Raw genomic sequence first — 11700 nt, forward strand, 5'->3', positions numbered from 1 at the left:
TGCCTGCCGTGCAAGCGTGTTTGGAGCTGATCCATCGATTCGCGATCGCCCGAGCACAGCGAACGGAGTCGAGGCGGACGATGGCTGGATGCCTGTTATGTACCAACGTTGTTGAACCGGTCGAGTTGGGTGCCTGACTTCAGTCACCGGGGAGGATTTACAGAACCGCATATCGAAGCAGTCGGTAGGGAACGCATCGGCACCGGGGCAGATTGAGGTGTTCACACCGGCGTCGCCACATTGAGTTGTGCGCCAGGATCTCTGTCGCACAGATGAGAGAGGAAGTCACAGTATGCCCAACTTTGCACTGTCCGGAGTCACGCTGATCGATGGACGTGGAGGTACTCCGGCCGAGAACACGACCGTTGTCGTCGAGGACGGCTCGATTACCCGCATCGTCCCATCGTCGCAGTACGACACCAGCGCGGGACCGCAAGTCATTGATGCCGCCGGCAAATGGTTGCTCCCTGGCTACATTAACGGAAACATCCACCTCCTCGACGGCATCATGATGATGGGCATAGGCGGTGTGGAGTACCTTTCCCGATATGAGGGGTCGTTCGTGAAGGTCATCGAGGAGGGGGCTCAACTGACCCTCCGCAACGGTGTGACGACTGTGTTCGACACCTGGGACGCTCGTAATCCGGTGCTCGAAGCCCGGGATCGGATCAACGCAGGTGCAACGATCGGTTCCCGGATCTTCGCGGCCGGGAACATCGTAGGCATGGGTGGGCCCTTCAGTCCTGATTTCAATTTCGCTGCACGGCAGTCAATCTCGCCGACATTCGCAAATCGAATTGACGAGCTCTTCGCCGCCGGTGTCGGTGCCGACCTGACACTGCTGCAAGAACGCGAGTTCCGCGCACGGTTCCGGGACTACGTTCAATCCGGTGTCGACATGGTCAAGGTCGCCATCAGCGACCACCTCACCGCGCACCTCAACCCCGTGGCGTTGAGAACCTACCACACCTTCCCCGAGAAGTGGGTCCGGATGATGGCGGAGGACACCCGTGCTGCCGGTCTGCCCTTCCTTTCGCATACCCTAGCTGTCCCCGCCCTTGAGTTGGCGACCGATGTCGATGTCGACGTCATGATCCATCCAACCTGGACGTACAACCAGGTGATACCGGACGAATTGGTGCGGCGAATCGCGGAAAAGAGGATCGGTGTGGGAATCCAGCCCCTCACCGATGACTACTCCGGCCGGCTTCTAGCTCACGGCAACTTCTTTGGAGCGATGAACAGTCCCGAACATCAGAAGAACGAGCGAAACTTCATCGACGCAGGAGCCAACGTAATGGTTGCTACCGACGCCGGCTGTACATCTCACGACGTGATGCAGGATCTGGGTGAAGAGCTACACGAGGACAGGCCTTGGACGCTGGGGGCCGACCACTTCACCTGGGTCAAAGCCTTGCGTACAAGGGGGCTGAGCGCCATGGGAGCCATTCAGGCTCTCACCCACAACGTCGCCGACGCCTACAACAAGCTCGACACGATCGGTACAGTCGAGGTGGGCAAGGTCGCCGACCTCGTGCTTCTGAATGCGGATCCACTTGTCGACAGCGAGAATCTAAGCGATATCGCGGCGATCTACAAAGAAGGTCTCGCTGTAGACCGGTCCGCGCTGCCGAATCCGCGTGTCGTGACCGCACCGACGGGAGCACCTGTTCCGAACTGACCAATGCGATTGGGCTGCTCGGTGGTAGGCGATGGACCACCACTATCGGCGGAGTAGGCGATCACCCTGTCGCCGAGTGCGGCGTCTGAAGAGCCCTGGTTCGGTTTCGGATAGTATCCAAGGTCTTCTCGGACGCTGGGCGTGTTCATGTCGTGGTGCGGTGGAGGCGACGACTTGCGCTTGCGGGTGATACAGCGGAGCCGGTCACACAGCTTCGTGTGCCCGGCTCACTCCAGTGGCCTCGGCACGGGACGTGACATCCGCCCGGGTAATCAGCACGTCGGTCGACCTTTCCGTGTTTGATCGCCTCAACGACGCCGTCGAGACCGTAGGCGGTCGCGTGCAGCTTATCGTCGACTCGACTACCTCCTCGTGGCATTCGGTACGCAATCTGCGGTGTCTGGCTCGGCTCGTGAAGGAAGACCGAGAGGAGGTCGCTGGGGCTCGAGGGACTTGGGCAAACCCGTGACTGACGCGATCGACGTGAATATGCGCGTGGTCGTCCAGGCTTTCGGTTTCTATGTTGAGGCAATCGATAAGCGCTATGACGAAGTCGCTCCGAGCGACCACCGCACGCTGGCAACGACTACCCGGGACCCACTCGGTGTGGTCGGTGCCGTCGTGCCGTGAAACTTCCCACTGAACCGCATGGAAGCTCAATTCGGCACTGGCGGTTGAAGACAGTTCGTCGTCAAACCTGTCGAGCAGTCCTCTCTGACTGCACTCCAGTTCACCGAGCTCGCCAGTGAGGCCGGTCTTCCCAATGGAGTGCTGAACATCGTGGCCGGATTCGGCGGCAGCCGGTGCCGCACTCGGTCTACATGGGGATATCGACGCCGTGTCCTTCACACGGGCTCGGGACCGGCGGGACGGCACTTCTGCGTTATGCCGCCGACAGCAACATCAATCGGGTCTCACTTGGGCTCGGGGTGAGAGTCCCCAGATCGTGATGAGCGATGCGCTCGATGTTGAGCAGATGTGGATGCGATCGCATCCGGGCTTTTCTTCAACCAGGGACAGATCTGCTCCGGCCGCTCACGCCTGATAGTGCACCGCTCCCGCCGAGACGAACTTGGAAGCGGTTGTGCGCCGAGCGAAAGCCCTCACGCACGCCGATCCGCTCGATTCTGCAACGACATTGGGGGCGATGGTTGAGGAGAATGCCCTGCAGCGGGTACTCGGATACGTTGACGCCGCGGTCGCCCAGGGCGCGGTTGCGGTCGCTGCTGCTCGCGCGCATTGGTCGAGATTGGCGGCGACTCCATGGGACCCCCCCCGTTCTCGACGGGGGTGTCCCCGGACGCGGTGCGGCGCAGCCGGAGATCTTCGGTCCTGTCCTGGTGTTCCTTCCGTTCGACACCGTGGAAGAGGCCGTCACCATTACCAATGGAATTCCGTTCGGGTCGGCGGCGTCGATGTGGACCGAGGACCCGTCCACTGCGCACTTGACTGCAAAGGGCATTCGGACGGGCACGGTGGGGTCAACTGCTATGAGGCCTCAGATGTCACGTCGATCGGGCGCTGAAACCGAACCGAATTGCGGCCGGCGGCCGCCGTCGTCGGTGAGAACCAGATCTTCATCGAGCTACGGGTGGCAAACAAGGCCGCCCTGTACGAATGGTTCTCCACGTCGGCGATCCTCGCGAAGGCGACGTCCGTCGAAACCGCCCTGATCCTGCAATCCTCAAACAGAGCGATGTCCTGTGGCCGCCGCTGGCATGAAGCGAATACTGCACGCGCGCCCACCGGCTCCCCTGTAGGCGGCGGCTCCCCCAGGACTGCCGCGGCCGGGGCGGAACACGACTAGAGCGAGCCGGACTGGATGCTCGACATCCTGCGGCGCGCACTGTCAACGGAGCTGCCACACTCGGATTGTGTTTCTTCCGAACCGTGTCGATGAACTAGATCAGACTTGGCGTGCACCTTCGCGGTCGAGTCACAGCCGGGCACGGCACACTTTCCGCATGGCGTCGACCGTGGCAGGAGACAGCTCCCCCGTTTCCCCGACCGTCAGGAGCATGAGGACACGCTGGAAGAAAGCATGGGCCTTGAGGTCGAACGCGTGAAGATCTCCTCATCACTACCGCCTCCGTACAGATGCCACGACCGGACGAAATCGATCATCGCGGCGTCGTCGACTCTGGTGTCGACCTCCATCTCAATTGCTCCTTCGCAACCCTTGGGGAGAGCGCAGCACGATTGCCTGCCCTTGGCCGCCGCCACGACACAGTGCTGCCACGCCACGCCACGCCGCGGCGCGAGAGCTCGAGCGCGAGATGCAAGACGACGCGGGCGTCGGACATCCCCAGCGGGTGGCCGATGGCGATCGCGCCACTGTTGACGTTGACCACCGCGGGAGCGAGCCCCAATTCCCGGGTGGCGGCGATACCGACGGCGGCGAACGCCTCGTTGATTTCGACCAGGTCCAGTTCGGCCGGCGTGAGACCCGCGGCCGAGCGGGCGGCCTTGATGGCTTCCGCCGGGTGGGACTGCAAGGTCGAGTCGGGTCTCGCGACGAAACCGTGGCCGGTGATTTCGGCGAGCCAGCGCAGCCCCCGGCGTTCGGCGACGGCCTTGTTCATCACCACTACTGCACAGGCACCGTCGGACAGTTGCGAGGCGCTTCCGGCGGTGACCGTGCCGGAGTGATGGAAGGCCGGCCGGAGCGCGCCAAGCGAGTCGACACTGGCCTCGGCCCGCACACCTTCGTCCTGCGTCACTTCGTACGTCTGGCCTTTCCGGGTGAGGGTGACCGGCACAATTTCGTCATCGAGAAAACACCGTCCTTGGTCGCGCGGGCGGCTTTGGTGTGCGAATCGACGGCGAAGCTGTCCTGCTCTTGCCTGGAGATCTTGTCGAGTGCTTGATTGTGCGCTTCGGTCAGGGCTCCCATGGGCTGGTCGGTGAGGCTGTCCCAGAGGTCATCCCACTCGAGATGGTCGAGCAGCTTTGCGGCGCCGTACTTGTGACCGGTCCGGCTCTTCGGGAGCAGATGCGGCGCGTTGGTCATCGATTCCTGTCCCCCGGCCACGACGACGTGGAAGATGCCCGCGCGAATGAGCATGTCTGCCATCACGATCGAGTCGATTCTGGACAGACACACCTTGTTGACGTTGACGGCGGACACCGACATCGGAAGGCCGGCTGCGGTCGCGGCCCGGCGAGCTGGTATCTGACCCGGTCCCGGCGGTGAGAACTTGCCGCATGACGACGTAATCAATGTCCGCAGCGGCTACTCCGGTGCGCTCGAGCACCGCCTTGATGGCCAGAGCTCGGAGGTCGGCGCCGCTGAAATTTTGGAGCGAGCTCATGAACCGGCCGACCGGCGTCCGTGCTCCGCCGACAATGACCGACTGATTCGGTTGGCTGGCATGGTTCTCCCTCTGTTCGACATTATCAGGGTGGCTTCATCGCATAGGTTGCCTGTGGGGACCAGCGGGGACGAACCGGCTGTCCGCGTGGATCACGCTCCGTCGTCTGAGGACAGTGTCATATCGTTAAACTATGCTATCAATGTTTTAATGTATGGAGCGGTATCTACCCGTCCGGTTGACGGCGCCGGGTCGCCATCGCCCGGAGGGCGTTCGGTAGCAGATCAGCCAGCCCTAGAATCGCCGGGGCGAGTAGTTGCCTGACCGTGCTCGACGGGTACCGGAGGAACGAGTGACACCGTGACGCTCACAGTGCGTCGACTGACCCAACACAGCGACCTGGGGTTGTCACTCGTGGCAGGCCGAGAGGGTGCCGATCGTGTGATCGATTGGGCACATCCCATCGAACTCGCCGATCCGACGCCGTGGATCTCCGGTGGGGAGCTGGTCATGACGACCGGCCTGAAGATCGGCCCCACAGCAGAGGAGCAATTTAACTACGTGGCCCGACTGGTGCAAGCCGGTACCGTCGCCCTGGCATTCGACACCGGCACGACCTTCGAGCGGGTACCCGATGGCGTCCTGACCGCCGGCGACGCCTTCGGCCTGCCGATCCTCGCGGTACCGGCCTCGACACCGTTCATCGCCATCACCCGGGCGGTGATTGACGAGTTGACCGCCGATCAACTTCGCGGCGTTCAACGGGTGGTCGACCACCAGGAGAAGCTCGCCCGCGCGACGCTGCGCGGTGGCATACCCGCGGTCATCTCGATGCTCGGTCGGGTCCTCTCCTCGACCGTTGCCGTCATCGACTCCGACAGTCAGGTTCTGGCCGTGCACGGTGCGGATTCGGTGCGGGTAATCCGTCACGCCCGGGAGGTGGCCAGTACGGCGCGGTCGGCGCCGGGCCGGAGGCGTCCGACGAGCAAGGTCGTCGCCGACGATCACGGATACTGCACGGTGCAGACCGTCTCGGCCGCACAGGATCTCCACGGCTACCTCGCTGTCAGCTCCGATGACCTCCTGTCTGCGTCCGACCGACTGCTCGTCGCCCATGCGGTGTCCTTGGTATCGATCGAATTGGGCAAGCCCGCCAAGGTCGTCGATGCCGAACAGCGACTCCGGGCGGCTGTGACCCGAGCTCTGCTCGATCTCGGCGGCGACCTCGATGTCAGCTTGCTCCGATACTTCGGGTTCGACACAGACTCACAGGTGGTCGCGCTCATACTGACCAACGTCGGCCCGCTGCTCGCTGCCGAACGGCAAATAGCCGCTGCGCTGACCGGGCAGTCCACGCCGTACCTGATGGTGCCGACCGAGAACGATCTGATCGTGATCGTCCCGGAAGAACGCTCCCACGAGGTGGGGCTGCACCTACAGCAGCAGGTAGGTGCGCAGCTGGAACGCCCACTGGGCGGTGGGCGGGGTCTGCCCACGCCGATCTTCACCGCCGCGTTGAGCGTGCGGCAGGCGACCGCCGCGGCCCGTGCCGGGCGTCTGCAGACCGATCGGATCACCGACTTCGCCGAACTCGGCACCTTCTCCTTGCTCCTCGGCAGCCAGAGCCCCGCCGAACTGCGCGCGTTGGAACAGTCCATGCTCGCCGCTGTGGACACCTACGATGCCGCACACCCGGCGTCGAGCAGTTTGGTGTCCACCCTCACCGCGTTCCTCGAGCACAACGGCCACACCGAGACGGCCGCGGCGGCGCTCGGCGTTCATCGCCACACCTTGCGTAATCGGCTCGTCAAGATCGCCGAACTGACTGGGCGGGAGCTCGACTCAGCGTACGTCCGAGCCGAACTGTGGGTTGCCGTCCAGGCGCGCGAACTCCTCCGAACCATGGGGGAGGAAGGACGCTGACGTCGCTCGGTCGTGTGTCAGGGGACGAACCGGTAACCCTTGCGGGCCTGGGTCACGAGGTGCCGCGGGTGGTTCGGGTCGCGCTCGAGCTTCTGCCGGAGGCGGTGCAAATATATGCGCACGTAGTGCGCTTCGTGGGTATACGCAGGCCCCCATACGGCGCAGAGCAGGGTGCGGGAGCTCACGGTCGCCCCCGGTGCCTGAGCAGAACTTCGAGGAGTTTCCATTCCGTGGCGGTCAGTGCAACGCGCTGTCCGTCTCTGGTCACGGTCTGTGCGCCGATGTCGACCGAGAACGAGGCGGCGTCGATGACGGGGTCTACCGGTACCATTTCATAAACTGGCTTGGTGTGGGCGGCATGGTGCTGGGGGCGGTGTCGGTGGGGAAGGTTTGGTAGGGGATGCACGCCGACGACGGTGGCGGCGTGCATCCCCGGCCGGAACTCGGTTCTACAACTTCATCCAGGTGCTCTTGAGCGTGGTGTACTTGTCGAGCGCGTGGAGCGATTTGTCGTGGGCACCGAACCCCGACTGCTTGTATCCCCCGAACGGGACGGTGATGTCGCTGCCGTCGTAGTTGTTGACCCACACCGTTCCCGCGCACAGCGCGCGAGAGACGAGGTGCGCGTTCGACAGGCTGGTGGTCCAGACCGCCGCGGCGAGGCCGTATTGCGTACTGTTCGCGATCCGCACACCCTCGTCGATGTCGTCGAAGGTCAGGACGGAGAGCACCGGGCCGAACACTTCCTCGTTTGCAATCGTCATCTCCGGGGTGACGTTGTCGAAGATCGTCGGTTCGACGTAGTACCCGCCGGAATCGATCCGCGCCTGGGATCCACCGGTGAGGGTGGTCGCGCCCTCGTCGGTGGCTGTTGCAATGTATCCGAGGACGCGGTGCAGGTGCTTTTCCTCCACCAGTGCGCCGACGGACGTCCGCGGGTCCAGGGGATCACCGACTGTCATCTTGGCGGAGGCCCGGAGCAGGTGCTCGATGAGTTCGTCCTTGCGGGAGCGATGAACGACGAGCCGGGACCCGGCCGAGCAGACTTCCCCTTGGTTGAAGAAGATCCCACTCGCAACGGATGCTGCGATGTTGTCGAGTTCGGTGGCGTCCTCGAGAACCAATTGGGCGCTCTTCCCGCCGAGTTCGAGGGAGACCTCTTTCAGGTTCGAATCGGCGGACGCGCGCAGCAGGGTCCGCCCGACCGGACCGGAGCCGGTGAAGGTGATCGCATCGATGTCGGGATGAAGACCGAGCGCGGCCCCGGCGGTGGCACCGAAACCGGGGACTACGTTGAGGATGCCGTCGGGCAGGCCGGCCTCGGCGGCGAGCTCGGCGAGCCTGATCGCGGTCAGCGACGACGCTTCGGCCGGTTTGAGGACAACGCTGTTGCCGACCGCGAGGGCGGGGGCGAGTTTCCAGGCCGCGAGCATGAGCGGGAAGTTCCACGGCACGATCGCGGCGACCACACCGTAGGGCTCGCGGGTGATGGTCGCGAAGGTGGTGCTGTCGGTCGGGGCGACCTCGTCGTAACGCTTGTCGATCGCTTCGGCGTAGAAGTCGAAGCACTGCACCGTGACCCGGATGTCGACGGCGCGGGCGTCGGCGACCGGCTTGCCCATGTCCAGCGACTCGAGCAGGGCGAGTTCGTCGGCGTGCTGCTCGATCAGCCGCGCGAGGGCCTGCAGCACTCGGCGGCGGTCGCGGGGATGTTGCTTGGCCCAGCGGCCGTCTTCGAAGGCGCGACGCGCGGACCGGACGGCACGGTCGATGTCCTCGCGGTCGCCTTCGGCGATGGTGGTCAGGACCCGGCCGTCGCGGGGTGAGATGCAGTCGAAGCGTCTGCCGGCGAGGGCGGGCACGAATGTGCCGTCGATGAAGGCATCGGTTCGCAGAGTCAGGCTCCGGGCCGTCTCGAGCAGGCGGTCCACCTCGGTGGGCACGGTGGCGGTCATGGTCAGTTCTCCTTCGTTCGGACGAGGGCGTGGCCGAGTTCGTCGCGTCGTGCCTGGGCGAGTCGCGCGCGCTCGACCGTGGCGTCGAACAGTGCTTGCTGGTGTGGTGCGGTGTCGGCGTTGTCTTCGGGGTGCCACTGCACGCCGAGCATCGGGGCACTTTCGTGCTCGAGTACCTCGATGCAGCCGTCCTCGGCGCGTCCCACGACCTGCAGCCCGGCTCCGAGCCTGTCGACAGCCTGGTGGTGATAGGAAGAGACCTCGACGACGTTCCCGCCCATCGCTTGTGCGACCGCCGAGCCCGATTCCATCCAGACCTGGTGCATGCATTCGCGATGCCAGATGTGGCTGTCGGGTAGGTGCTGGACCAGGGTGCCGCCGAGCGCCACGTTGACCACTTGCATGCCGCGGCAGATCGCGAGGAAGGGCAGTTCAAGCTCGATCACTGCCCGCGCCGTGGTCAGATCGAATTCGTCCTGCACCGGATCCGATGCCTCCGTGCGGGGGTCACGTTCGGCGCCGTAGGTGGCAGGGTCGAGGTCGGCGCCGCCGGGCAGAACGATGCCGTCGAAGGCCGTCAGCCGGTGGGCGATATCGCCTGGGCCGGGAGGCACGATGACGGGTTCTCCCCCGGCGCGGAAGATGGCTTCGAGGATCTTGTCGGCGGCCACGGTTCCGGAGCGTCGCAGACCGGCAATGGAGGCGGAGCGAATGCCAGGGACGGCGATCAGCGGCCGGGCGTGGCCGTTGGTCTCACTCATCGGCGGTGAGCGGGAAGGGCAGCGTGGGCATCCACCGTGCCCACTGCGCCGCGAGCGAGCCGTCGGCGATGACCTTGTTCAGGGCGGCGTCGAGGTCGGTCCGGAGCGCGTCGTTGCCCTTGGCGACCGAGACACCCCACCGATTGCGGGTGGCGACGGTAAACGCGACCGACAGATCGGCCTGCTCCCCGAGCGGTACGAGGGCGACATCGTCGTCGACGACGGCGTCGACCTCGCCGTTGCGCAGGGCCTGGACCATGTCCCCGAGCACATCGTCGGTGGCGCCGTCGAAGGGCACGGTGGTGACGTCGGGGAAGGTTTCGGCGAGGGCGAGGTTCGTGCTGCCCGCGATCGCCCCGACTCGCTTTCCGGCCAGGTCGCGTTCGGAGCCGATGCCGCTGTCCGCGAGAACGAGTACCGATTCGTCAAAGATGGCGTAGGGGCGGGTGAAGTCGACCAACTCCGCCCGACTGGCGGTGATGCCCTGGCCGCACCAGATGCCGTCGCCCCGGCCTTCCTGCAGGGCGGGAACCATGTCGCTCCAGGAGGTGACGACCCAGCGCACCGTCTTACCGAGCACGCCGGCGACCAGTTCGGCGGCTGAGGGTTCGTAACCGGTGCGGGTGCCGTCGGAGGCCGCCTTGTCGAACAGCGGGGGTGCGGGCAGGTCGACGCAGATCAGTCTCAGTTCGTTGGTCACAGGAACTCCAGGTACATGTCGCGGTCGAAGTCGGTCACGGCGCCGCAGGCGCGGGCCCATTCGTCGAATTTCACGGCCGAGTACTGGTCGGCCAGTTCGGGGGCGAGGCTGCCTCGGATGACGTCGTTGTCGTTGAAGGCCTTCACCGCGTCTCCGAGGGTGAGTGGCAACGTTTCGTAGGTGTTGTCGCCGTAGCTGCTACCGACCTGGGGGTCGCCCGGGTCAGTGGCGTTGTCGATGCCGTCCTTGATGGCGGCGAGCAGCACGGTGTGGGAGAGGTAGGGATTGACGCTGGCGTCGGGGATCTTGTACTCGAGCCGGCCGACGGCGGAGAGTCGGACGGTGCAGGTCTTGTTGTCCATGCCCCAGTTCACGGCGGTCGGGGCGAATTGTCCGCCGTCCCAGAATCGCTTGTAGGAGTTGACCGTCGAGGCCATGATCGCGATCGATCCGGAGGCGTGGGCGAGCATGCCTCCGAGGGCGTGCTGGCCGATCTTGCTCAGGTGCAGTTCGCGGCGACCCGGCTCTTCGAGGACGTTCTCGTCGCCGTTCCACAGGCTGACGTTGTGGTGGCAGCCGTTGCCCATGGAGCCGGTCGCGGGCTTGGGCATGAAGCTGGCGATCACCCCGTGTTCTTTGGCCACCTGGTGGCAGATCTGCCGGTAGGTGATCAGGCGATCGGCGGTGTCGGTGCACCGGTCGAATTGCCAGTTCAGCTCGAGCTGCCCGGGATCTTCGTAGTCTCCCTCGATCATGTCGAACCCGAGGGCGTGGGCGTAGGTCATGATGCTCTGGTAGATCGGGCGCATCAGTTCGAGGTTCGCGGTCTGGTAGGCGGCGCTGCCGCCCGGGCGGACCTTGACCTCGACACTTTCCCCGAGCCAGGTCATTTCCGGTTCGCAGCCGCTCTTGAGGACCAGACCGGTGTCGGCGATGAACTGGTTGTGTGCCCGGATGAGGGTGCTGCGGGTGTCGGTGGCGAGGTAGTCGCCACCGACCTCGGGGATGTGGTCGGGTTCGTAGGTGGTGCAGAAGAACCGGGCGACGGTGGTGTCCCAGGGCAGTACCGCGAAAGTGTCCAGATCTGGGATCGCCGTGAACTCGGCCGCGTCGACACCGCCACCGAGCAGCTGTCCGGTGCGGTCGGTGTGCAGGTCGACCATGGCGGTGCGGTGGAACTGCACGCCCTTGACCAGGTTGCGGTGCAGGTGCCGGGCGGGGACCACCTTGGCGACGGTGCGGCCGGTGAGGGTCACGACCTGGTAGTAGATGTATTCGACACCGGCAGAGGTCATCTGCTTTTCGATGTCTGCGATGCGGGCATCCGACGAATTGAGTTCTCGGTGCTGATCCAATGACGTCATCGGAT

Annotated in this window: 8 protein-coding genes and 2 pseudogenes; 4 read left to right on the top strand and 6 right to left on the bottom strand. The window is 64.6% G+C overall.

Features of this window, described 5'->3' with window-relative positions; all coding sequences use genetic code 11:
* Window positions 1-292: 292 nt before the first annotated feature.
* From ACLIVD_RS19745 to ACLIVD_RS19755, 3 genes and pseudogenes are all read left to right on the top strand, one after another.
* Entirely contained in the window at window positions 293-1681 is a 1389-nt protein-coding gene (locus tag ACLIVD_RS19745) for an amidohydrolase family protein (protein ID WP_491930487.1), read from the top strand.
* A gap of 489 nt (window positions 1682-2170) precedes the next feature.
* Window positions 2171-2846, top strand: a pseudogene (locus tag ACLIVD_RS19750) (aldehyde dehydrogenase family protein); the annotation flags it as partial.
* Window positions 2842-3354 (top strand): aldehyde dehydrogenase family protein, encoded by a 513-nt coding sequence (locus ACLIVD_RS19755; protein ID WP_491932902.1) that lies wholly within the window; start codon window positions 2842-2844, stop codon window positions 3352-3354. The pseudogene ACLIVD_RS19750 and the gene ACLIVD_RS19755, both read left to right, overlap by 5 nt.
* Window positions 3355-3839: 485 nt before the next feature.
* On the opposite strand, the pseudogene ACLIVD_RS19760 reads toward ACLIVD_RS19755, so the two are convergent.
* Window positions 3840-4992: pseudogene (locus ACLIVD_RS19760) on the bottom strand (acetyl-CoA C-acyltransferase).
* Window positions 4993-5352: 360 nt separating this feature from the next.
* Here ACLIVD_RS19760 and ACLIVD_RS19765 point away from each other — a divergent pair.
* Window positions 5353-6915 (top strand): PucR family transcriptional regulator, encoded by a 1563-nt coding sequence (locus ACLIVD_RS19765; protein ID WP_280784217.1) that lies wholly within the window; start codon window positions 5353-5355, stop codon window positions 6913-6915.
* 17 nt (window positions 6916-6932) lie between these two features.
* On the opposite strand, the gene ACLIVD_RS19770 is transcribed toward ACLIVD_RS19765, so the two are convergent.
* The 5 genes from ACLIVD_RS19770 to ACLIVD_RS19790 form a co-directional block, all read right to left on the bottom strand.
* Complete coding sequence (locus ACLIVD_RS19770) at window positions 6933-7142, bottom strand: winged helix-turn-helix domain-containing protein (protein ID WP_491930489.1); 210 nt, start codon at window positions 7140-7142, stop codon at window positions 6933-6935.
* 222 nt (window positions 7143-7364) lie between these two features.
* Window positions 7365-8870, bottom strand: a complete 1506-nt coding sequence (locus ACLIVD_RS19775) for an aldehyde dehydrogenase (protein WP_491930490.1) — start codon at window positions 8868-8870, stop codon at window positions 7365-7367.
* Window positions 8871-8872: 2 nt separating this feature from the next.
* The gene (locus tag ACLIVD_RS19780; RefSeq protein WP_491930491.1) at window positions 8873-9631 is read right to left on the bottom strand and encodes a gamma-glutamyl-gamma-aminobutyrate hydrolase family protein; all 759 of its coding nucleotides are present in this window, start codon (window positions 9629-9631) and stop codon (window positions 8873-8875) included.
* Window positions 9624-10331: an ABC transporter substrate-binding protein gene (locus ACLIVD_RS19785; protein WP_491930492.1), complete on the bottom strand. Its 708-nt coding sequence runs from the start codon at window positions 10329-10331 to the stop codon at window positions 9624-9626. The genes ACLIVD_RS19780 and ACLIVD_RS19785 overlap by 8 nt, the downstream gene beginning before the upstream one ends.
* Window positions 10328-11695, bottom strand: a complete 1368-nt coding sequence (locus ACLIVD_RS19790; RefSeq protein ID WP_491930493.1) for a glutamine synthetase family protein — start codon at window positions 11693-11695, stop codon at window positions 10328-10330. The genes ACLIVD_RS19785 and ACLIVD_RS19790 overlap by 4 nt, the downstream gene beginning before the upstream one ends.
* Between the last annotated feature and the right edge of the window lie 5 nt (window positions 11696-11700).

This window comes from Rhodococcus sp. G6(2025), assembly GCF_058628105.1.

What these genes read in the sequence shown, in the direction of transcription:
- ACLIVD_RS19755 (WP_491932902.1), top strand. Translation starts at nt 2,842, where the DNA reads ATGCCCTGCAGCGGGTACTCGGATACGTTGACGCCGCGGTCGCCCAGG.
- ACLIVD_RS19745 (WP_491930487.1), top strand. Translation starts at nt 293, where the DNA reads ATGCCCAACTTTGCACTGTCCGGAGTCACGCTGATCGATGGACGTGGA.
- ACLIVD_RS19780 (WP_491930491.1), bottom strand. Translation starts at nt 9,631, where the DNA reads ATGAGTGAGACCAACGGCCACGCCCGGCCGCTGATCGCCGTCCCTGGC.
- ACLIVD_RS19775 (WP_491930490.1), bottom strand. Translation starts at nt 8,870, where the DNA reads ATGACCGCCACCGTGCCCACCGAGGTGGACCGCCTGCTCGAGACGGCC.
- ACLIVD_RS19770 (WP_491930489.1), bottom strand. Translation starts at nt 7,142, where the DNA reads ATGGAAACTCCTCGAAGTTCTGCTCAGGCACCGGGGGCGACCGTGAGC.
- ACLIVD_RS19790 (WP_491930493.1), bottom strand. Translation starts at nt 11,695, where the DNA reads ATGACGTCATTGGATCAGCACCGAGAACTCAATTCGTCGGATGCCCGC.